The following is a 21,678-nucleotide window of genomic DNA, read 5'->3' as shown; positions in this document are numbered from 1 at the left end:
AAGCCCTCCTTCAGTTCTTCTGCTTGGGGTCCAGGGCATCCCGCAGACCGTCGCCGAAAATATTGAGCGCCAGTACCGTAACCGTAATCGCCAGACCAGGAATTACCGTAATGTGCCAGGCATCCCGGATAAACGACTTTGCCGAGGACAGCATGGCCCCCCACTCAGGAAGCGGCGGCTGGACGCCCAACCCCAGATAGGACAGACCGGCGATCCCCAGAATACACTGCGCCACATTCAACGTGGACTGTACAATAATGGAGGAGGCTGCGTTTGGGAGTATGTATTTGACAATAATCCGAGAGTCGTTTGAACCCGCCGCCCTGGCCGCTTCCACGAACTCGCGGTCCTTAACCGTCATCACCGCCGCCCGCACCACCCGGGCCATGCTGGGAATCCTGGGAATGGTCATTGCGATCAAAAGGTTCATAATACTGGCTCCCAGAGCCGCAACGATCGCTATTGCAAACAACACATACGGTATTGCCAGCAGCACGTCCATCACCCGCATGATCATATTGTCCAGCTTCCCGCCGTAGAATCCGGCAACCGCCCCCAGGATCCCCCCGACCGCCGTCGCCATTCCCACTGTAAACAATCCGATAAACAGGGAGTACCGGGTCCCCCAGAGAACTCTGAAAAAAATACTTCTGCCAAACTCGTCCCTTCCGAACCAGTCCGCCGGGCTTTGAAGGGACGGGCCTTTTAGTTTCATCATCAAATCCTGACCCACCACAAATTGCCGGTAAACTTCCTTTCCCGTCACCAGGTCCACCACCACGGTTCCAACGGAAATCAGAAGCAGGAGGGCTACTACGCAAAGCGCGGCCACCGCCATCCGGTTCTTGCGGAATCTTCTGATGATTTCCTGCGTCAGCGTTCTGCCGCTGCCATCCTCAGTCAATTCTGCGTGATACGTTTTCTGCTGTTTCATCATCTGCGTCCCCTCCCCTCATCGTCTGGAATACTGAGATTTGATGCGCGGATCTACATAGGCGTACAGCAGATCCACACAGAGATTCACCAGCGAAAACAGCACCGCGATCACCACCACACAGCCCAGCACCACCGGCGTATCCCGGTTTTTGATGGAATCCACCACAAATCTTCCCAGTCCCGGCCATGCAAATACGTTTTCCGAGATCACAGATCCGCCCAATAGCACTCCGAATTGTAGCCCGATCACCGTGATAATCGGAATCAGGGCGTTGTGCAGCATATGCCGGATCGTAACCACAGATTCTTTCAGTCCCTTGGACCTGGCCGTGTCCACGTAATCCTGTTTAACCACCTCCAGCATAGAAGATCTGGTCTGCCGCATAATCATGGCACAGGTATTGCTGCTCACCGTAAACGCAGGCAGCAGCAGGCTTTTGAAAATCCCGGCGGGCCCTTCACCCATTCCGGCCGCAGGCAGCCACCCCAGTTTCACGGAGAACAGCAATACACCCATGAGCCCCAGCCAGAACCCCGGCATAGCGGCTCCGATCAGAGCCACTACCGTTGCCGTGTGATCAAAAAACGTATATTGTTTTCGCGCCGATATGATCCCTGCCGGAACTCCGATCACAATAGCGATCAATACCGCGCTGCTGGCCAGCATCAAGGTGTTGGGAAGCTTCTCGAAAATCTGGGCTGACACGCTCATATTGTTCTTGTAGGAAACCCCCATGTCCCCCCGCAGCAGATTGACCACATAGCTGCCGTATTGAACCAGAAGCGGCCGGTTTAAACCCATCTCATCCCGCAGACGCTCAATCTCCTGCGGCGTGCCCTCATTCCCCAGAATTACCTCCGCGGCGTCGGTGGGCGTCAGACTCATGATAAAAAAGACTATGAAAATAACGCCCAGCAGGACCGGAATCATCATCAGAAACCGTCTCACAATATACTTATACATTCCCTTCCTCCTCCCTTAATTAGTCAGATATCTCGTTTAAAATTATATCATTATCAATCAGTTTACAGAAGGCGGAATTTTTTTATACTAAATATAAAAAAACCTTATGTTTTGTCAAATGACGCACATAAGGCTCTCAATCATTTTCAATCTATGACTCCCTATAAAGCTTCACGGCCATCTCAATAAACGCCCGCATATACTTCGGAAGAAAGATCCCCTTCCGGTAGCAGATACTGAAATTCCGCGTATATTCCTGCTCCTTTATATAGCAATAAAAACTATCTTTTTTCAAAAATTGTGTTTCCAAAGGATGGGCCTCCGGACAAAGGGAAACAAAATCGGATACAATGGCAAGACGGCAGGCCAAATCAATGTTGAATGTTTCCAACACAATCTCCGGATCGATTCCCCCTGCCTTAAAGATTTCGCTCTGGTTCATGCGGAAACCAAATTTTTCCTGGACTGAAACGAATTTTTCGTTCTCCGCCTGCTTGATACTGATCGTCTCGCCCACCGGAAACTGTTGTGCGATCTGTGTGTTCAGGCCGCCTACCAGTATCACCTTATCCCTGCGCAGAAATGTGTATTCCAGATTTTTATTGATCTTCCCGTGGCTGATCATAGCCAGATCCACCTGATCCGCCAAAAGCGCATCGGTAAACGTGGTGAGGGAATAATCCATGATGTTCACATCCACCGCCGGATACTCCTTCCGGTACTCACTCAGCAGCTGAGGCAGCGTGTACAGGGCCCGGTGAGTGGAAACTCCAATACGCAGCCTTCCCGAATGGCCCCCGTTGATATCTTCAATTTCCTTGCAGAGATTGCACTTACTCTCAATGATCTCCTCCGCATATTTGACAAAAATCTCTCCCGCGTAGGTTAATGATATGGGGGTGGAATAACGGTTGAAAATCACAATCCCCAGCTCCTGTTCAATATTGCGTATTTTCTGACTGAGCAGCGGTTGGGACATAAACAGCTTGTTCGCCGCGGAGGATATGCTTCCACACTTCAAAACCTCCAAAATATACCCAATATTCTCAATCGTCATCTTATTCTCCCCTCTTCCACCCCAATTTTATCAATAAGTTGCTCTAAACCTCATTATAGCGATTCTGCATTTGAATGTAAAGCAATTCCAATATATGGAAGATCTCCGGATGGCGCCACATCGGCGCCGCCCGGAGATCTTCTCCCTGCTCATTTACCGTATTCTCTTACTCCAACGCAAACATCCCCATGGCGCTCAACACATCCTTCTCCATCCCATCCACCGCCGCGCCCGCCAGATCGTGGAAATACTTCACGTCCTTCTCAGCCAGCAGCTCCTTCACGGCGCGCACGCCCGCGTTGGACATGTAGGAGAAATAGTTGATTTTGCGGATGCCGCAGCGGATAGCCCGCTGGGTGTCCTCGACGCTGATCCCGGAACCGCCGTGCATCACCAGGGGCAGGCCGGTCAGCTCCTTGATTTTTTCAATCCGCTCGAAATCAAGCTTGGGTTTGGTCGCGTAGAAACCGTGAACCGTGCCCACCGAAGCAACCAGGGCGTCGATCCCTGTGTCCTTTACAAACCGGGCCGCCAGCTCCGGGTCCGTGTAGGCCGCTCCCGGCTCCTCGATGTGGAATTCCTTACCCTCGTGGCCGGTGACGATGCCGATCTCCGCCTCCACGCTGGCCCCGTACTCCTTCGCCAGGGCCACAGCCTCCCGGGTCAGGCTCACATTTTCGTCGTAGGGTTTGGAGGAGCCGTCGATCATCACCGCTGAGAATCCCAGCTCCAGGGCTGTCCTCACGTAGTCCATATCCTCGCCGTGGTCCAGCATGGCGCAGACGGGCACGCTGGACTCCTTCGCCATATGCACCATGATGGGGCCGATGATGCGGATGGGCATCTCCGGCTCGTGGAGCTGGGCGTGCTGGATGATCACGGGCTCGTTCCGCTTCTCGGCCGCCCGGAGCACCGCCATGAGGATCTCCAGATTGGGCGTGTCAAACGCGCCCACGCAGCAGCTCTTCTCCTCGGCGTAACGCAGGATTTCATTCATATTTACAAGCATAGATCCGTCTCCTTACTTTTCCTCGTACAGCTCGACAATGGCGTCGTCCCAGATCACAAATGCCAGACGCACGCCCGGGCCCAGCTCCAGGGGCCCGAAAATCACCCGGTCCGCCTGATCCGCGTAGTGCTCCAGATCGTCCACCTTGTAGGCCACATGGGGCTGCTTGGACAGAATCTCCGGGAAGGGGGTGCCCTCCTCGAACTTCAGGTACTCGATCTTGAAATCGTAATCGTCCACGTTGCTCACCCAGAACTTCATGGCCTCGTTGTAAGTCATTCCCTCTTTCCGGTTCAGCACCGGAATTCCAATGTGCATATATTCGGCTGCCATAATCGTTTTCCTCCCCGGATTATTTCTTCATGTAAGGCGTGTTGCAGGGCGCGTTCCAATAGTGCAGCAGCTCGTCGTCCATTCTCGCCATAAACATCTGGAAACCGGCCTGCTCCTGAACTGTCAAAAGCTCGCCCACGTAGTTGGCCACGATCTCGATATTCTTCTCTTTCAGGTAGGAAACGCACTTGCGGTAGATAATGAACAGCTCCATCAGGGTGGTGGCGCCCGTGCCGTTTAAGATCAGCATGATCTTCTCGCCGTCCTTGATGTCCAGATCCGCCAGCAGGCCGTCCAGCATGATTTTCGCCGTCTCGTCCGCAGATTTCATGGGCTGGCGTCCGCCGCCGCCCTCGCCGTGCTGGCCCATTCCGATCTCCATCTCGTCCTCGCCCAGGTCCGCTAAGAGGCTGCCGGTGGCCGGATGGGTGGCTCCGTTTACCGCCACGGCCAGCGTAGCCATGTTGTCTGCAAAGCGCTGGGTCACTGCGGCGACCTCCTCCAGGCTCTTGCCCTCGGCAGCGGCCGCTCCCGCGATCTTGTAGGTGGGAATGCAGCCCACCAGACCCCTGCGGTCGTCCGCGTTGGAGCGGGGCGCGTTGGCGATGTCCTCCTGGGTCACAACCTTAACCACGTTTAAGCCTTCCTTGGCGCATTTTTTCATGGTCATGTTGCCGGTCAGCATGTCGCCCGCGTGATTCAGCACGATGTAAAGCACGCCCTTACCCTTGTCGGCCATCTTGATGGCGTCCACGCAGGCCTTGGGGCCCGGAGCCGCGAACACGTCGCCTACCACGGAAATGTCCACCATACCTTCGCCCACGAATCCGCTGATGGCCGGCTCATGGCCCGATCCGCCCTGGGTCACGATGGTCACCCGGTCCGCCTCGTCCAGCTTGCGGTTGATCACCATGCGCTCGTCGCCCAGCCGCACCAGGTCCTTATGGGCCTCCACAAAACCTTCCAGCAGCTCAGGAGTCAAATTCTCAGGATCGTTGATAAATTTTTTCATTTTCATAGCGCTTTACCTCTCCTCTTTTATTCCCCAAACGGCATCCGGCCCGTTCCCGGCTTTCCCGGCTCAAACGTCCGCCCTCGGGGTGGTTTGCTTTTTTAGAATCAGACGGGGCCGCCGCGTCCTGCGCTCACAGCAGCAGGGGCGCGCCGCCGCCTTTTCCATGGTTCCACATTTACTTCAACCCGTCGCACAGCCCCGCGAAAAACAGCGACGTACTCACCGCGCCCGCGTCCGGCGTTCCAATGGTCTGCTCCTTATAGCTTCTGGCCCGGCCGAATTTGGAAACGTACTGTTCGCTCTCCTTCGCGCCCCTGGCCGCGGCCTCCTTCGCCGCCTCCAGAATCGCCAGGCAGTCGCCCTCCGCCGCCTCGGCCGCCGCCACCGCGGGGATCAGCGCATCCATCATGGTCTTGTCGCCCACCTTGGCATTGGTGATGTCCTCCATGGCGGACTGGCACTCCGTGAACATTTCCTTTAATAATCCCTCGCCGATGGCACCGCCGCCGCTCAAGGGCCCGGACAGGCCGCCGATCAGCGTGCCGTACAGGGGGCCTGCGCTGCCGCCTCCGATCTCCATGGTACTGTCCCCCAGGTCCTCCAAAAATTCCTCGATGTCGTCGTCCTCCCAGGCCGCCAGCTTCTTCTCGATCAGGGACGCGATCTTGCCGATGGTCACCCCGTGATCCCCGTCGCCGAAGCGGGAGTCAATCTCGCTGAGATAATCCTTGTTCTCCTGCCAGATTTCCGCCACCTTGTGGAACATTTTTTCAATTTCCGGCTTCGAAAGTAACATATGTAACCTCCTTTCATGTGCTCTCCGCCTTTTTCCATAGCACAAGCGTACCATTTGCACACGTAAATGTCAATAAATCCAATGGTTTTTCTTATATTTTTACCGATATGCACAAAAAAATGCGCATGGCAGCATTCCGCCGCCCGCGCATTTTGGTTACATATGTAACTTTAGACCTCCATAGCCGCCTGCATCACGTGCTCCGGCGCGATCACATGGTTGATATACCCGGTGCGCAGCGCGCCCCTCAGCGCCCGCCCCTTGGTGTTGGCGGAACAGATTCCCACCACATGCCGGACCCGGCCCAGCAGCTCCAGCGGAATCTGCACGGCAAAGTCCATGTCGGAGTGAATCACCCGCCCTTCCACGTCCACAAAATAATTCAGGATTCTCCCAACCGCCTTGCGCCGCACCAACAGGTCCCCGAACCTGGCTTCCGTGGCGAAATCCGGGACGGAGGGAAAATTTCCAATATTCACCAGTGCCACATCCAGCCGTTCCCAGTCATTGTAAACGGTCCGGTAGTTATCCAGCTCCCGGATCAGGCTCAGCTCCTGCTCCGATGACATGCAGGCCGGGGAGTAAAGGAACTCCGGCTTGGCCTGGCTGTGCTCCGCGATCACCCGCACCAGCTCATTGGAGTGGTAATTCTTCAGGCCCACTCCCCCGTTGCCGATCAGCGGGCACACCCGGCTCCCCACCTTAAGCGTCCGGTTCTCCCGCTCCACATAGGCCACAAGGTCCCCGATGATATGTCCCCAGCCCAGCCCCAGGCTGTCCTCCTCCAGACTTTCCAGATAGCAGAGCGCGGTCTGGGAAACAGCCGCGTTGGTGGCGCTGTCGCTGGCTCCGTCCGCCACCGCAACTCCGCCGTACACCCCAAAGGTCCTGCGGACCTGCTCCACTAACGCCTCCTGGTCCCCGGAGCCCTCCGCGGGGTTCTTGATGCGGATCGTCACAATCCCCAGCTTCCTGGCCTCCTCCAGCAGCTTGCTGACCATGGGCCGGGAGATCTGATAGCGGGAAGCGATCTCGCTCTGCGTCTTATCTTCCTCATAATAAAGCCGGGCGATATTCACCAGCCGGCTGATTTTATCATCCTGTTTTCTCATTTGGTATCTGTCCATGCTCCCTGTTTTTGTTATGTACATCATACCCCATCCGGGCCGCAAACACAAGTTTTCTGTGAACCGCAACCGCACAAGCGCCGAATCAGTCCCCGCCTCCCTTGCCACCGCCCCGTCCATGCGCTATACTGTTCTATAATACATACTGTCAAGGAGGTCCGCCCATGGATTCCTGTTTTTCCACCAACTACATCACCGGCCTGGAGGTCCTGCGGGACCAACTGCCCGCCGATTCCTACACGCTTGCAATCCCGGCCCTGCGGAGTCTGGAAAATCTGGACTTTCCCTGCCCCGTAACCTTCTTTACCGGGGAAAATGGCTCAGGCAAGTCCACGCTTCTGGAAGCGGTGGCGGTGGCCTACGGCTTCAACCCCGAAGGAGGTACCAGAAATTTCCAGTTCTCCACCCGGGACACCCACTCGGATTTCAGCTCCGCCCTGCGCCTGCGAAAGGGCGTAAAAAAGCCCCAGGACGGTTTTTTCCTGAGGGCGGAAAGCTTTTACAACGTGGCGAGCAAGGTGGACGACTACGCGGCGGAGAGCATCGGGCGGATCAATTACCTGGATTATTACGGCGGCCGCTCCCTCCACTGCCAGTCCCACGGGGAGAGCTTCCTGGCCCTGATGCAGAACCGTTTCCACGGCAACAGCATCTTCATCCTGGACGAGCCGGAGGCCGCCCTCTCCCCCCAGCGCCAGCTCACCGCCCTCCTGATGATCGGCCGCCTGGCAAAAGAGGGCTCCCAGTTCATCATCGCCACCCACTCCCCCATCCTCTTAGGCCTGCCCGGGGCGCAGATCCTCTGCTTTGACGACGGGGACCTCCACCCCATCACCTACGAGGAGACCGAGGTGTACCAGGTGATGGAAATGTTCATCAACAGCCGGAAAGTTCTGCTGGAAAAGCTGTTTTCCGACTGACCTGCATGGTTAAACCGTGGAATCCGACAATTTCACAACCACAATGTCGTCCATTTTCCGGATGCTGCCCTGGGCCGGCCATGACGGAGCGGACTCCATGTACTCCGTCGCCTGCAGGTACAGCTGCGGGTCCCCGGACACCACCTGCATGTCCATGCCCAAAATGGTGAACAGACGCCCCACTCTGGCCGATACCCCCACCGGCGTGTGGGCCTCCGCCTCAAACATCGAGCGCCCGGCCAATTCTCCCAGCACCGCGGGACCCTTGATTCCGGCGCTTTTCCCTCCGGTAAAGATCACCGCGGTGTCCTGAATCCTGTCCGTGTCCGCTACCCGGCATATGTCCGGATACATTCTGACCGCGGTCAAAACGTCGTTGCGGTACACCTCGTAGGAGGTCTGAAAAAGCTGCGCGGTGGCCATTCCCTGCCTTGCGCCGCAGAACACGCACACCGCCGCGGCAGCGGATACAAGCGCCCGGCCTCCGCTCCGCAAAAATCCTGCCGCCTCCGGCATTTTCTCCGGCAGAACCGTCAGATGCGCCAGAAACAGCGCCGACGTAATCGGGTAAACCAGCTGCGTTCTGACCGGCTGGGCCGATCCCGTCACGATATTGATGTAGAATGGCGAGAGAATCAGCAGCGCCGCCCCCAGCAGGAACCACAAAAAATTGCCGGCGCCATCCTTCTTGTTCCAACCGTACCAGCAGGCCTGAATCAGGCACAGCACCATGGCAGGGGTATAGTATTTCCGGTAAAACACGGACGTGCTCATAAAAATATTTTTCATACTGTCCCGGATCGCCGTTAAACCGGCAGAACCGCCGTCGATCTTCCACCTCACCATGCCCGACACATAGACGGAATCCGTGCCGCTCATGCGCCGCGTTACCCAGACCGCCGCAAGATACAGGGCAATACCCGCCGCAAAAAAACAGACCTGGCACAGCGCGTACCGCAAAGCGGTGGCTGCCTTTCCGTTCAGATACCCCAGAAAGAACGCGGTCAGCACAAGACAGATGTATAACGGCACCATAGCCTGATAGGTTCCGAAGGACCATACCAGCAAAACAAGTCCCAAAATCCCCCAAAACCAGCTCTGCCCGCCGTGGCAGAACCCGTCGCTGCGGCAGAACCGGTCGCTGCAAAATGCCGCCAAAATTGCCGCCAGTATCCCAAAGCTTATCTCAAAGGATTGTAAAACAAACAGATACTGCTCCACAAATACCGGAGCGGTGACGAACAGAATGGGAAACAGCCGGGTAAAGACACGGTAACGGCGGCATTTCCCCGTCCACTCCCGCGCGCAGAACGCAAGCGTGATCCCGCAGCACCACATGGTGCAGGCCATCAGCACATTGGAGATCCAGGGGCTGAGGCGGTGCAGCCCGAAAATGCGGCTTGTGGCAACCATGCCGAACCGGTTGCTTCCCATCCACAGATACCACATGGATTCCGGATTCAGAATCATGATCTCGCTGTCCAGGAAAAAATCGTCGTGGATGACGCGCCCGCCGTACACCAAAAGAATCACAAGCCCCAGCGCCCAGGCAAACCTCCGGTACTCCCGCCAAAATTCGTTCAGTTCCTCTTTCAAACCAGCTCTCATCCTTGTCTCCCCTTTAAATCCGTTTTCGTAATTGTACCATAAACACTAAGTTCGTGAAAGACCTCACTAAGTGTTTCGGCATGTATTCTCACCAGACTCGGAAAGACCTCGTCAAGTGTTCATACGATACCACAAACACGGCCCAAATATCAATTTCAACCTTCTCTCCTCCGGCGGTCCGCAAAAAGCGGCCGGCCCGCGTGCCCCAGGGGCTGCCGCGGACCGGCCGTATTGGTTTTTTAAATCATTTAATTCTCCAGACTTCTCCACTTGAAGTTTGGCACCACGTCGGACCACTTGTCGATCCCGATAATGGACTTGGCAAACTCCGTCGATTCCAACGTACTGTTTTTCTTGTCGATATTTTTAAACACCTCCCAGATTTTGCGGCGTTTGGTGGCCACGATCCGGTTGGGCTGGTTCAAATCGCACTCCCACAGGCCCTGGGCCGTCCCCAGCACCACCTCCGCGGGGCCGTCCACCTGGCGGCTCAGCAGGTACGCGTCGATGTAGGGGTTGCTGTCCACCAGATAATAGGAGTAGGCGAAGGCCGCCGCCTGGATGTAGGGCACGTCGCCCCTGGTCAGGCTCTTGGCCGTGAAGCCCTGCTCGGTCAGGATGATGTGGCGCACGTGCCCCGCCGGGGTCCGCAGGGTCTCCTGGGCGAAATAATCGGTCAGTGTGTTCAGGTTCTTGAAATTAATAATCGGCGAGTTGAAGTCATTGGTCACCAGCCCGGACTGGTCGTCGTCCCAGAACTCCGGTTCCGTCATGGGATAGGGATAGGGGTGGTAGGCCAGCCCCCAGTCGAACTGCCCCTCCACGTTGGCGATGGAGTTGAAGGAGTCCACAATATTCTTGCCGCCGTATTTCAGTTTGCCGTCGATCTCGTTGTTCCAGTTGTAGTCCAGGGAAATGTACACCCGGTCGCTGGCGCTGGCCGTCTTGATGGCCGTGTAGAATACCCGAAACGCCTTCAGATAGGTCCGCACGTAGTTGGTCAGGTCCATGGGCCCCATGTAGTTCCAGTCCTTCTGATTGTTCACCTCGTTTCCGATCACCCAGTTGGACACCTTGCCGTAGTTGGGGTTGGAGCCGTCGTAGCGCTCCGCCAAAAAGGCGGCGATGGCCCGGGTCTGCTCGTAACCCGCAGGCGTAGCCACGTTGAACATATAGTGGTAGGCGCTGCTCGTCTTTTTGACTCCCGGGTAAACCAGATCCGGCGTGTTGTCGCTCCAGCCGTTTAAGATCACCGCGGTGACGCTGATGCCCTTGTTCGACAGGGCGCTGATGGTCCGGTCGTAATCGGCCATCACCGGCGCGCTGAAATGGTAGATTTTTCCGTCGTACTCGTAGGTGATGCCCTCGCCCAGAATCTGCTGGAACATAATGTCCGTGCCCGCGTGCTTCACGCCCAGGTCCATGGCGTCGTCCAGCATGTCGATCTGGATGCGCAGGCCCTTTTTGGTCAGAGCAGCGTTAAAAGGCTTCTGGTTCGCCGCCACCACCTCGGGATTCGTCACATAGTGGGGCGCGCTGACCTCCACAAACTTCTCGCCGTCGTACACAGCCGCCACGTAGGAATCGTACAGCCGGTCCGGGGAGTTTTTGCTCCAGTTGGCAGGCAGGGTGAAATCGATGGCCTGGCCCACGGACGTCTTCCACAGGTAATCCCGCCGGTCCCCGATTCCGCTCTCGTAGGGCTGCAACTCGAACATGTAAATATTCCCGTCCGTGCCCACCGGGTCCCCGCTACTGCTCCCCGTAATATGGATATTCTGTTTATCAGAAGTGACCGTGCAGGAATTGATCTGTGCGCTCACCTGTATCTCCGGTTTCTCAGGGGCTGCCGTCTCCTCCGCGGCAGTGGTCTCCCCCGCGGCTGCGGTCCCATCCGTCACGTCCGCCCAGGCAGTCACCGTACCTGCGCCGCAGACCGCAGCCGTAAGCAACAGCCCCAACGCAGCGCCAAACATTTTTTTCATCAATATTTTACCTCCGCATCTTAAAACTAGTAACGTTTACATAATACCCCATTTCCGTTCCTGAGACAATAAAGTTTTTATTACGGTATTGTGAATATTCCCATCTGTCCGCCGTGCGCATACACCCCCGCCTCCCGCTCTTCCGTTCCCCTTTCAAGGTCAAAAAACAGGCTGCACCGGCGCCGCTTAGCTCCGGTACAGCCTGTATTCGATTCATATGCTCTGTCCGCCTGTTTAATACAGGTTCATGGCCAAATCTCCGTTCTGCCCCGCGCCGTCCACATATTTCCGCAAAAATTCCTCGCAGTTGCCGCAGGTCACCCGATAGCCGAACCCCTGCTCCAGCAGGCGCTCATCCGCCTGACCTTTGAACATCACGTCCAGCATCCGGTCGCCCACCTGGGGCATATAATGGCTGGTCTCCAGGTAGTTGTCATTGTTGGTGGTAATGTCGTTGATCCCGCTGAAATTATAAAAATCCGTCACCTGTGCCAGCCCGGAAAGGAAATCCCGGTAGCCGTTCTCCACGGCCTTTTCATAAGTCAGGACATGCATGGGATTGGTAAAAATTACCAGTTCAATGTCGTTGGCATCGCACAATTCTTTGAGCTGGCGGATCTCCTCCAGGGCCTGGGGCGTCCGGTTTGCGTACTGTACGGTCCAGTCCGCCTCCGCCTTGCTCCAGTCCGTGTGGGACTCCACGCCGTAGTCCAGAGTCCAGCCCACGTCGTAAATCTTCTGGTCGTAGGCCACCACCCGCGGCTCAAAGTACGTGGTCTTTAAGGATTCCACCGCCATGATGGGCTCCAGGTATTGCAGATAGAACTCCTTTTTCTCCTCCCGCGTCATGGGGTAGGGGCAGCGCAGGCGGTTGTCCTCGTGAATGGCCGGGTCGATCATGTAGGAAATGCTGTCAACTCCCACCAAAACCATTTTCGGCCGGACTCCGTGTTCCAGCATGACCTGTAAATTCTCCAGATGCTCCTTGGGAACGCCCTCGGAGTAGGTCATGTTATAGCAACGGTAGCCCTCGATCCGGTCCGAGTGGATGGAGGACACCCGTGAGGAGCCGAACAGGAAGGCGTCGAACCGGTCCGGGTGGCGGATCACATACTCGGTTTTCAGGAAGTTCTTATTGGGTTCAATGCCGTTGTCCCGGATATTCTCCACATGGAATACGTTGTAGGGGTCTATTGCCACCGGCACCACCACCATGAGCAGAAAAATCCATATAACAAACGGCAGAAGTTTGATCAGAAATCGTTTCATCGTTCGTATCCTCCAAATCAGAACTGGAAGTAAATAAATGCCGACTCCGTAATGGAGCGGTTAAAAATAATGAAGGTCACCAGCCCGAAATAAACGAGATAGCGCACCGCCGCCCTGCGGCTTCCCACCCAGGCGATCACATCCCGCCCGAGGGAGGCGTAGTCGTAGGCCATGAGGATCACCAGGTAGAGCGCCAGCACGGCGGCCCGGCCGATCCAGATGTTCATGTCCACGCAGGCCTGCACCGCGTACAGGTAGGGATCGCCGATGCCATAGAACATGTGGGTCAGCAGGTAAAATGCGTCGTCCAGGGTATTGGCCCGGAAAAACACCCAGGCCAGGCAGACGATGATGAACACGCCGATCACATTCAGCCACCATTTGAGGCCGTGGCGCTCCCCGGTCTCCGGCTTCTTTTTCACCAGCCCCAGGGCCTGCTCTCCTACCTGCAAAACGCCGTGGATTCCGCCCCAGATCACAAAGGTCCAGTTGGCGCCGTGCCACAGGCCGCTGACCAGGAAGGTAGCCACCAGGTTGAAATAGTGCCGGGATTTTTTCACCCGGTTGCCGCCCAGGGGGATGTACACGTAATCCCGAAACCAGGTGGACAGGGAAATGTGCCAGCGGCTCCAGAATTCCTTGATGGACGTGGAGAAATAAGGGCTTTTGAAGTTGGTCATCAGCTTCACGCCGAAGAGATTGGCCGTGCCCTTGGCGATGTCCGAGTATCCGGAAAAATCGCAGTAGATCTGGAAGGCGAAGAACACGGTGGCCACCATCAGGGAAAGGCCTTGGTAGAGATGGATCTGATTGTAAATCCGGTCCACGTACACGGCCAGGTTGTCGGCAACCACCAGCTTTTTAAAGAAGCCCCAGGTCATAAGCTTCATGCCGTAGGCCGCCTGGTCGTAGTCGAATACGTGCTCCTCCCGGATCTGGTGCAGCAGGTTTTTGCTGCGCTCGATGGGTCCGGCCACCAGCTGGGGGAAGAAGGACACGAAGGTGGCGTAAACGCCGAAATGCCGCTCCGCCCGGATCTCGCCGCGGTAGACGTCGATCACGTAGCTGAGGGTCTGGAAGGTGTAAAAGGAGATTCCAACCGGCAGCATCAGCTTCAGCGTCACCGGGTGCATGGGAATGGAGACGGCACGGCAGAGATCGCTGATGGACTGGCTGACGAAGTTGAAGTATTTGAACACGAAGAGAACGCCAAAACAACTCACCAGGGCGGCGGTGAGAATCAGGCGTTTCTGCCGGGGAGCGTCCGTCCGCTCCAGGAGTATGGCGCTGGCGTAGGAAATCACGGTGGTGAACAGGATTAACGCCACGTAGCGCACGTTCCAGCTCATATAGAAGTAATAGCTGGCGGCAAGAAGAAGCCACCAGCGATGCCGGTGGGGAAGCAGCCAGTATAGGGCGAATACGATGGGGAGAAAAATTGCGTAGGATAAGGAGTTGAACAGCACGGTGGGGCCTCCGGGATTTTCTGCCTTGAGGGGGCAGGTTATCGTTTGTATGGGATTTATTATACTACAGGGGGATGGGGAGGGCAAGAAAATGGGGAGGGAAATTTTTTTTGAAGGTGGGGAGGAGGGAGGGGGTTGCGTTCGTGAGAGGCAGGGAGATGGGGAGGCAGGTTCCGGTTTCCGCGGTGGGAGAGTCTAAGGCAGAATGACGCGGAAAGGGGGGCACCGCTCCGAGCTCCGGCGCCGGCCTGATGCCGGCCCCTCCGCCTACGCTTTGTTGCGGGCGTTGAACGCCCTTCACAATCCCCCCTTTCCGCGCCCTTCTGCCTAAGACTCTCCGAACCGCTACAATAGTCACCTGCCTCCCCATCTCCCTGCCTCTCACCCACTACGCGCTTCCTGGCCTGCGTACGATGGTGCTTTTTCCCTTCAGTTTTGTTGGTTAAAAATAAGGAAAGGCCGGAGGGTGGGGGATCCCTCTGGCCTTTCCTGGATGTTTTTGGGTGTGACTTTCAGATTTAGAGGACAAAGTATCTCTTTAAAAGCCCTTCAAATGCCTTTCCATGCCGCGCCTCGTCCTTGGCCATCTCATGTACGGTGTCATGGATTGCATCGAAACCCAGCTTTTTTGCGCGGGCGGCCAGATCGGCTTTTCCGGCGGTGGCGCCGTTCTCGGCGGCTGCGCGTAGGGTCAGATTTTCCTTGGTGGAAGCTGTGACGACCTCGCCCAGAAGCTCCGCGAATTTGGCGGCGTGCTCTGCTTCTTCGAGGGCGGCCTGCTCCCAGTATAGGCCAATCTCAGGGTAACCTTCCCGGAAGGCAACGCGGCTCATAGCCAGGTACATGCCGACCTCGGAGCACTCGCCGGAGAAGTTGGCGCGCAGGTCCTCTAAAATGTCCTCGGGGGCTCCGGACGCTGCGCCCACTATGTGCTCGGCGGGCCAGCTTATGGAGGCTTTCTGCTCTGTGAATTTGTCCGGCCCCGCTTTGCATACTGGGCACTGGTCCGGGGCGCTGTCGCCCTCGTGCACGTATCCGCAGATTTGGCAGATGAAGCGGCGGGTGGTAGTGGCGGTAGAAGCGTTCGGGGCGGCGGAGTTCTTTGCATTTCCGGTATTTTCGGACTGGTTGGAGGAGGGGGACTCTTCTTCCGCTGCAGCGGCCAGGGACGGGTCGCCCAGTTCGCGGCTCTTGTCCTCGTAGCTGGTGTGGAGCAGCTGTTCCGCCAGTTCGCTGAGGGGCTGGCCGTAAAACTCGCGGTAGAGTTCTTTGATTTCTTCGTTTTCATGGCTGGTGCGGACTGCCATGGAGCGGTCGCGGCCGTACAGGCTTTCAATCCGCCTTGCACGCAGAGCGTCGCCCTCAAATTCTTTGTCCTTGGGTTGTCCGCCTCCGCCGATGCAGCCGCCGGGACAGGTCATCACCTCCACGAAGTGGTACTGCTTCCCGCCTTCCTTCATGCGCTGGATGAAGCTGCGGACATTGGCGGTTCCGAAGATGACCGCCACGTTGACGGTGAGATCCCCCACCTGAAGGCTGGCTTCCTTGACCGCTTCCAGGCCGCGGACCGGCTCCAGCTGGTAGAGCACCTGGGGCGCTTTCTCCCCGGTGATGTACTCGTAGGCGGTGCGCAGAGCGGCTTCCATCACGCCTCCGGTATTGCCGAAGATCACGCCCGCGCCGGAGCCTTCGCCCATGAGGCGGTCGTAGGTTCCGTCCTCCAGAGCGGCAAAGTCCACTTCCGCTTCCCGCGCCCATTGGGCCAGCTCTCTGGTGGTGATCACGTAGTCCATGTCGCGCATGTCCTCGATGCCCAGATATTTGCCAGCAGCGCTCATCTCCTCGCGGCGGATCTCATACTTCTTGGCCGTACAGGGCGTCACGGCCACGTTTACGATCTTTCGGGGATCGATGCCCATTTTCTTCGCAAAATAGGTTTTGATCGTGGGGCCCTGCATACCGATGGGGCTCTTGGCGCTGGAGATGTGGTCCAGCATGTCCGGGTAATAAATTTCCGCAAATTTCACCCAGGCCGGGCAGCAGCTGGTGAACTGAGGCAGGGGCTTGCTCCCCTTGGTGACCCGCTCGATCAGCTCGCTGGCTTCCTCCATGATGGTTAAGTCCGCCGCAAAATTGGTGTCCAGCACGTAATCCGCTCCCAGGGCGCGCAGCAGGGATACCATTTTCCCCTGTACAAAAGCGCTGCCCATGCCGAACTCCTCGCCCAGCGCCGCGCGGACCGAGGGAGAGGTTGACATAATCACGATCTTGTCCGGGTCAGCGATCGCGGCCGCCACCTGGCGGTACTCCTTCACCTCGGAAATACTGCCCACGGGACAGACGTTGGCGCACTGGCCGCAGTTGATGCAGACCGCCCGGTCCCCGGTGGCCTTTAAGCTGTAATGGCCCAGAACCCCGATGTAATCCCGGCACATGTCACGGCACTGGCCGCATTTGATGCACTTGTCCTCGTCGCGGAAAATCGATACATTGTCTCTCTCGATGGGTACCCGTACCTCGGGTGATAAGTGTTTGCTCATAGGTTTCTCTTCTCCTTTTATCATTGGTATGGTTCGTTCACGCTTTCTTGATATTAATAATAATTACTATTATTATATTTGTCAAGTAGTTTTTGCACTTGATTCCAGAAAAATTTATTTAATACCAGGAACGTTCCTTCCCACCGACAGCTGTGCCCGCGGCCCACTACATCCAAAAAAAGAAATGCATGTTCCGGCTGACGTTTTAGCCGAATCATGCATTTCAAATGAGTTGACACTGTCTGACCGCCATGGGGTCAACCGTCTACATCATATTCCACCGGCAGATCACTGAACAGCTTTTGGATAAAGGGATCAAACTCCTCTATCCCGCACAGGCTTTCCACCTTTTGAAGATCCATTGTCAATTTGTACAGCAGGGGGAATATCTTTCTGTTAAACCGGCTGTTCCGGGCAATTACGCCAAAGAAAATCAACTGGGCCTCCCCTTTCCCCCATTGAATTGGATGCTTGAGAGTCACAATGGCGAAGCTGGTCCTGTTCCCCGATTCAACGATACAATGTGGCAGCGCTACAATTTTGTTTATTTCAGTGGAGGAGAGCTGCTCTCTGCTTATGATGTCCTGCTTGGTAGTCTCACTTATAATTCCCCGTCCGATCATGCGGTCGCAGATCGTATCCAACAAAATCTCTTTATTATCCGCTTCCATCCGGGGATAAAACAGCTCTTCCGAGAACAGTTTTTTGTATTCTTCGATGTACCGGCAGTCCGACAAATAATCCTTTATCTTTCCGATATCCTGCTCCAGCAGCAGAGGATTTACAATGATCAGAGGCTTACCAAGCCCTTCCGGAACCGGAACCGAGGAAATAATCAGAATCACATCGTCCAGATTCATGTCCCGCAGCTTTTTCAGGGATGTGGTGTAAATCACATTCAAATAGGGAATCCGGCTTTTTAATCTCGCTTTAAGCAATTCCGCCATGCCGTAGCCGCTCTCGCATACCACCAGCACCTTGTAATCATACCGGCATTCCATGCGTTCAATGGAAGCTCCAAAATGGACGGCAATATAGGCCAGGTCGTCTTCGTTCACCTTTAATTTGTACTCATTATGCAGGATATTTCCACAGAGAACTGCATAATTGTACGCTTCAATGTATTGCGTTTTTATAAAGCTGATAAATGGATTCCCCAGCTGGACATTGATGTAAAGGCGGGAATAGGACGTCAGTAAGTGCTGCATAAGTCCTCTTCTGAGAATGTCATCCCGCGAAAAGTCCTGCTGATACACGTCGTAAATCTCATCCAAAAAGCGGTCCACAATCCGCTCGAAAAAGGCTGCGTCGTGCTCTGCCTGATCGGTTTCATGGTGCTCGTAATTGCCCAGCAGATAACAGATATAAACCAGCTCATCCTGATTGATATCGGTCCCGAAGTATTCTTTTATCAGCTCCTGAACCTTTTCCGCCAGTAAACGCGACGAGTTTGAGACATAGATTTTGCTCTCAAACGAGCCGATCGAATTATGGTACAGATTCCGGTTCGCGATCACCAGGATATATTTCACCAGATTTTGCGTTTTGGCCTCGCTCTCCAGATAGTCAAACTCATAAAGCGTTTTAATCGGCGCGCTGTAGAACGACGGGTAGTCCTTACAGCCCTCCGCCAGAGACGACGTGTTCCGCTCCATGTTACTGTCAGAATTGAAAAAAATCCTGATCATATAATTGCGGATATCGATTTCATCGGCAATCAGATAATAGCCGTAATGAGGGCGGTTGCTCAGGAAAATCTTTTCCTTTTCGAGAAGGGCTTTGACCTCTTTTATATATTTATTGACCGTTCCTCTGCTGATAAATGCGTCTCTGGCGATTTCATCCTGGGTGATGTATGGTTTCAGCAAAAGCAGCTGGATAATCTGCAGCACAATGTCGTTGTTGATGGATAACTCCCCGGAAATCCTCGCCTGCTTGTTCACAAAAGAATCGTACGCGCGCCTGTCCGTTATTTCCAAAGAATACCCGTACTGGCTCGATGAAATCAAAGCTCCAAACGGCCGCAGTTCCCCGTCCAGGTCCCATATCTTCCGTTTTACGGTTCGCGCGCTTATCCCTAACGCCTGCGCGATCTCCGCGCTTGTCATGGGCTTTCCGCTGTCGCGCAATAATTTTTGTAATCTGTAATTTAGCTTATCCACTTAAATCCCTTACTTTGTAATGACCTCGTTAAAGCTGAGGTACAGCTCTCCGGCATCGGTAAGCGCCAATATCTTCTTCTTAAACGTTTCATCCACTAACTTTCTTGCGACACATGAGAGCAGGTTGATATGCGTATCGTTCTCCCCCATGGGAACGGCTAACAGTACAATAAAATCCGCCTGGTTATGCTGGGCGTCCCATTCCACGGCGTTCATCGACCTGACAATAAATATTGCCGCTGTTTTAACGCTTGCATTTCTGCAGTGGGGGATTGCAATTCCATCCTCGAAGCAGGTGGACATCTCGTGTTCGCGCTCAAACAGCCCTTCCACGAAGCCGTCCACAGAATCAATTATACCATTTTCCAAGGCAATTTTGCCAACATATTTAAAAAGCGCTTCTTTATTTTCAAATTTCTCCCCTGTAATAATCTGGTTTTTTTCCAATACTGCCATAAACTCTCATATCCCTTTCACTGCCATCCGCAAACGGCATATTCTGTACATACTGTAAACGCGTCAGCCATATACAAGCCCCGCCGACTCCGCCGCCGTCTTAAGGACCTCAATCACCACTTTCGTCTTTTCCAGATTGTAATAACACGCCTCAAAATCTCTGTCTTTGTACATCCGCATAAAACAGTTAAATTCATTGGCCAGGCCATTGACCTGCAGGCGGTCGATTTGCTCGCTTTCATCCCCCGCGCGCTTTTTAAACCGCAGGTTGGGAAACCTGAAACAGTCGTCGTCCACAAACAGCGTACCGTCATACCCTTCCACGGTGCAGCGGTTTTCCGTAAAGCTGTCCTTTGCAATGAGCGATGTGGTAATAAACGTTTTGTACTGCATAATCAACACGCCGCTGCTGTCGCAGCCATTTTCCAACTTATTGGCATAATACCGGATCAAGTCCGGCTTCCCAAATAAAGCGACGATAAAATTGATGGGATAGATCCCCAAATCCTTCAATGCCCCTCCGTCATGTTCCAGCGTAAATACTCCGGGAATATTGCCTTCCCGGACAGCGTTGAACCGGCTGGAATATTGACAATACGAAGTGGTGACATGCTTAATCTCCCCCACCCTGTGCAGGTTCTTTTTCATGGAATCCAACGTCGGGATATACTTTGTGATCGTTGCATCAAAAAGCATCCGCTTATTTGCCTTTGCAACGGCAATCAGCTCCTCCACTTCCTCCTCGCTTGACACAAACGGTTTTTCCACAATGGCGTTTTTACCCTTTTCCAACGCTTTTTTGGCATACTCATAGTGCAGATGATTGGGAAGCGCCACATACACAAATTCAATTTCCCCGTCGTCCAGCAATTTATCGTAGTCCGTATACCGTTTCGGGATTCCGTAAGAGGACGCAAACGATTCCGCATCCTCATCATTTACCGCCAAAACTGCGCAGACTTCCACATCCTCGATTTCATGGATCACCTTCATTAAAATATTTGCGATAAATCCGGTCCCCAGAATTGCCAGTTTAACCATTTACTCCAACCTCGCTTTCAAACGGAAAACGGTATCCCCACTGCCTTCTTGCCTCGTCCATAACTTCCAGAATCGAAATCGTGTAGTCCACCGGGCACACCGTGCACACTTCATTTCCCGCCAGAATATCCGCGGTTACCGCTTCCACCTCGGCATCCAGCTGCCTGGTGGGGAATTCATAGGTTTCCGTTCGTCCGTCCAGATAAGTAACCGTTGCTCGATTGGCCCTTATGAATCCCTCGATACGGATAAACGCATCCTCACAGGCAATAATTCCGATCTTCTCTGTTTTGCTGCGCAGCGCAATCAGCACGGTGGCCAGCTCATCCTCCTGGTTTTTCAGAACATAAGCACTCTTGAGGTCAACGCCCGTATCGCACAGCACGCCTTCCGACTTAACCACCACCGGCTTGCCGGACATGAAATAATTTGCAAAACCGATGGCGTAACAGCCGATATCAAACAATGCCCCACCGCCTAACTCAGGCGAGAAAAACCGGTTGTTCGGATCATACTCCTTACAGCTGCCGCAGGTAACCGTTATAAAGTGCAGCTTTCCGTAAATACCGGACTGAATTTTGTCCTTCATGGCTTTCATGACAGGCTCATAAACGCTGGTCAGACCTTCCGCCAGAATCAAATGATTTTTCCGTGCAATCTCCGCGCATTCTTTTAAATGCGCCGCATTCATTGTGATTGTCTTTTCACAGAGCACATGCTTGCCTCCATTTAAACAATCCTTGATATATTTGTAGTGAGCGCCCGTGGGAACCGCTATGTAAATAACATCCACATCCTTGTCCGCGATCAGTTCCTCATAGCTCCCGTAAGAGCGGGGAACTCCGAACGTCTCCGCATACCGGTCCGCATCTTCCTTGAGTAAGGCGCTAACCGCCAGCAGACGGCATTTCCCGCTTTTGGGAAAGCATTTCGCAAAGCTGTGGGCGATAAACCCGGGACCCAATACGCCCCAATTTACGATTTTCTTCATACG

General features: G+C 54.7%; 18 protein-coding genes. 1 reads left to right on the top strand and 17 read right to left on the bottom strand.

Translation table 11 applies throughout. From position 1 onward, the window contains the following. Positions 1–10 precede the first annotated feature (10 nt). From ACK2JC_RS18405 to ACK2JC_RS18370, 8 genes are all read right to left on the bottom strand, one after another. Positions 11–934, bottom strand: a complete 924-nt coding sequence (locus tag ACK2JC_RS18405; RefSeq protein WP_320938383.1) for an ABC transporter permease — start codon at positions 932–934, stop codon at positions 11–13. 18 nt (positions 935–952) lie between these two features. Then, positions 953–1,900, bottom strand: coding sequence for an ABC transporter permease (locus ACK2JC_RS18400; RefSeq protein ID WP_368271727.1), 948 nt, complete (start codon positions 1,898–1,900; stop codon positions 953–955). Positions 1,901–2,051: 151 nt separating this feature from the next. After that, positions 2,052–2,957 carry a LysR family transcriptional regulator gene (locus ACK2JC_RS18395; protein WP_320938378.1) on the bottom strand — a complete coding sequence of 302 codons (906 nt, stop codon included), beginning with the start codon at positions 2,955–2,957 and terminating at the stop codon, positions 2,052–2,054. A gap of 166 nt (positions 2,958–3,123) precedes the next feature. Next, positions 3,124–3,966: a ketose-bisphosphate aldolase gene (locus ACK2JC_RS18390; RefSeq protein ID WP_368271725.1), complete on the bottom strand. Its 843-nt coding sequence runs from the start codon at positions 3,964–3,966 to the stop codon at positions 3,124–3,126. Between the two features lie 12 nt (positions 3,967–3,978). Next, positions 3,979–4,299, bottom strand: a complete 321-nt coding sequence (locus ACK2JC_RS18385; protein WP_024736179.1) for a hypothetical protein — start codon at positions 4,297–4,299, stop codon at positions 3,979–3,981. 19 nt (positions 4,300–4,318) lie between these two features. Further along, positions 4,319–5,317 carry a dihydroxyacetone kinase subunit DhaK gene (locus tag ACK2JC_RS18380; RefSeq protein ID WP_118756467.1) on the bottom strand — a complete coding sequence of 333 codons (999 nt, stop codon included), beginning with the start codon at positions 5,315–5,317 and terminating at the stop codon, positions 4,319–4,321. Between the two features lie 172 nt (positions 5,318–5,489). Further along, the gene (locus tag ACK2JC_RS18375) at positions 5,490–6,110 is read right to left on the bottom strand and encodes a DAK2 domain-containing protein (protein ID WP_118756468.1); all 621 of its coding nucleotides are present in this window, start codon (positions 6,108–6,110) and stop codon (positions 5,490–5,492) included. A gap of 170 nt (positions 6,111–6,280) precedes the next feature. Continuing rightward, the gene (locus tag ACK2JC_RS18370) at positions 6,281–7,222 is read right to left on the bottom strand and encodes a sugar-binding transcriptional regulator (protein ID WP_227169368.1); all 942 of its coding nucleotides are present in this window, start codon (positions 7,220–7,222) and stop codon (positions 6,281–6,283) included. A gap of 179 nt (positions 7,223–7,401) precedes the next feature. Between ACK2JC_RS18370 and ACK2JC_RS18365 the strand changes: the two genes are divergently transcribed. After that, complete coding sequence (locus ACK2JC_RS18365; RefSeq protein ID WP_092361453.1) at positions 7,402–8,157, top strand: AAA family ATPase; 756 nt, start codon at positions 7,402–7,404, stop codon at positions 8,155–8,157. 9 nt (positions 8,158–8,166) lie between these two features. On the opposite strand, the gene ACK2JC_RS18360 is transcribed toward ACK2JC_RS18365, so the two are convergent. The 9 genes from ACK2JC_RS18360 to ACK2JC_RS18320 form a co-directional block, all read right to left on the bottom strand. Next, positions 8,167–9,765: a glucosyltransferase domain-containing protein gene (locus ACK2JC_RS18360; protein WP_368274805.1), complete on the bottom strand. Its 1,599-nt coding sequence runs from the start codon at positions 9,763–9,765 to the stop codon at positions 8,167–8,169. Positions 9,766–10,013: 248 nt separating this feature from the next. Beyond that, positions 10,014–11,750, bottom strand: coding sequence for a DUF5722 domain-containing protein (locus tag ACK2JC_RS18355; protein ID WP_309471939.1), 1,737 nt, complete (start codon positions 11,748–11,750; stop codon positions 10,014–10,016). Positions 11,751–11,984: 234 nt separating this feature from the next. After that, complete coding sequence (locus ACK2JC_RS18350; RefSeq protein WP_320938381.1) at positions 11,985–13,019, bottom strand: hypothetical protein; 1,035 nt, start codon at positions 13,017–13,019, stop codon at positions 11,985–11,987. Between the two features lie 17 nt (positions 13,020–13,036). Continuing rightward, positions 13,037–14,485: an MBOAT family protein gene (locus ACK2JC_RS18345; protein ID WP_320938382.1), complete on the bottom strand. Its 1,449-nt coding sequence runs from the start codon at positions 14,483–14,485 to the stop codon at positions 13,037–13,039. 518 nt (positions 14,486–15,003) lie between these two features. Continuing rightward, the gene (locus ACK2JC_RS18340) at positions 15,004–17,025 is read right to left on the bottom strand and encodes a [FeFe] hydrogenase, group A (protein ID WP_309471928.1); all 2,022 of its coding nucleotides are present in this window, start codon (positions 17,023–17,025) and stop codon (positions 15,004–15,006) included. 257 nt (positions 17,026–17,282) lie between these two features. Then, entirely contained in the window at positions 17,283–19,187 is a 1,905-nt protein-coding gene (locus tag ACK2JC_RS18335; protein ID WP_368272339.1) for a transcription antiterminator, read from the bottom strand. Between the two features lie 9 nt (positions 19,188–19,196). Continuing rightward, positions 19,197–19,643: a PTS sugar transporter subunit IIA gene (locus tag ACK2JC_RS18330; protein ID WP_368272338.1), complete on the bottom strand. Its 447-nt coding sequence runs from the start codon at positions 19,641–19,643 to the stop codon at positions 19,197–19,199. Between the two features lie 63 nt (positions 19,644–19,706). Next, positions 19,707–20,684: a Gfo/Idh/MocA family protein gene (locus ACK2JC_RS18325; protein ID WP_368272337.1), complete on the bottom strand. Its 978-nt coding sequence runs from the start codon at positions 20,682–20,684 to the stop codon at positions 19,707–19,709. Beyond that, a complete protein-coding gene (locus ACK2JC_RS18320) occupies positions 20,677–21,675 on the bottom strand; it encodes a Gfo/Idh/MocA family protein (protein WP_368272336.1) in 999 nt (332 codons plus the stop codon). Before ACK2JC_RS18320 ends, ACK2JC_RS18325 begins: the two co-directional genes overlap by 8 nt. Between the last annotated feature and the right edge of the window lie 3 nt (positions 21,676–21,678).

Origin of the sequence: Enterocloster lavalensis (assembly GCF_046603895.1) — a bacterium.
Taxonomy (GTDB): Bacteria; Bacillota; Clostridia; order Lachnospirales; family Lachnospiraceae; genus Enterocloster; species Enterocloster lavalensis.
Note: the sequence above shows the minus strand (reverse complement) of the source record. Positions and strands in the feature narration are given on the sequence as shown.

Excerpts from the sequence above, each read along its gene's own strand:
- ACK2JC_RS18405 (WP_320938383.1), bottom strand. The coding sequence starts at position 934 with ATGAAACAGCAGAAAACGTATCACGCAGAATTGACTGAGGATGGCAGC.
- ACK2JC_RS18400 (WP_368271727.1), bottom strand. The coding sequence starts at position 1,900 with ATGTATAAGTATATTGTGAGACGGTTTCTGATGATGATTCCGGTCCTG.
- ACK2JC_RS18395 (WP_320938378.1), bottom strand. The coding sequence starts at position 2,957 with ATGACGATTGAGAATATTGGGTATATTTTGGAGGTTTTGAAGTGTGGA.
- ACK2JC_RS18390 (WP_368271725.1), bottom strand. The coding sequence starts at position 3,966 with ATGCTTGTAAATATGAATGAAATCCTGCGTTACGCCGAGGAGAAGAGC.
- ACK2JC_RS18385 (WP_024736179.1), bottom strand. The coding sequence starts at position 4,299 with ATGGCAGCCGAATATATGCACATTGGAATTCCGGTGCTGAACCGGAAA.
- ACK2JC_RS18380 (WP_118756467.1), bottom strand. The coding sequence starts at position 5,317 with ATGAAAATGAAAAAATTTATCAACGATCCTGAGAATTTGACTCCTGAG.
- ACK2JC_RS18375 (WP_118756468.1), bottom strand. The coding sequence starts at position 6,110 with ATGTTACTTTCGAAGCCGGAAATTGAAAAAATGTTCCACAAGGTGGCG.
- ACK2JC_RS18370 (WP_227169368.1), bottom strand. The coding sequence starts at position 7,222 with ATGAGAAAACAGGATGATAAAATCAGCCGGCTGGTGAATATCGCCCGG.
- ACK2JC_RS18365 (WP_092361453.1), top strand. The coding sequence starts at position 7,402 with ATGGATTCCTGTTTTTCCACCAACTACATCACCGGCCTGGAGGTCCTG.
- ACK2JC_RS18360 (WP_368274805.1), bottom strand. The coding sequence starts at position 9,765 with ATGAGAGCTGGTTTGAAAGAGGAACTGAACGAATTTTGGCGGGAGTAC.
- ACK2JC_RS18355 (WP_309471939.1), bottom strand. The coding sequence starts at position 11,750 with ATGAAAAAAATGTTTGGCGCTGCGTTGGGGCTGTTGCTTACGGCTGCG.
- ACK2JC_RS18350 (WP_320938381.1), bottom strand. The coding sequence starts at position 13,019 with ATGAAACGATTTCTGATCAAACTTCTGCCGTTTGTTATATGGATTTTT.
- ACK2JC_RS18340 (WP_309471928.1), bottom strand. The coding sequence starts at position 17,025 with ATGAGCAAACACTTATCACCCGAGGTACGGGTACCCATCGAGAGAGAC.
- ACK2JC_RS18330 (WP_368272338.1), bottom strand. The coding sequence starts at position 19,643 with ATGGCAGTATTGGAAAAAAACCAGATTATTACAGGGGAGAAATTTGAA.
- ACK2JC_RS18325 (WP_368272337.1), bottom strand. The coding sequence starts at position 20,684 with ATGGTTAAACTGGCAATTCTGGGGACCGGATTTATCGCAAATATTTTA.
- ACK2JC_RS18320 (WP_368272336.1), bottom strand. The coding sequence starts at position 21,675 with ATGAAGAAAATCGTAAATTGGGGCGTATTGGGTCCCGGGTTTATCGCC.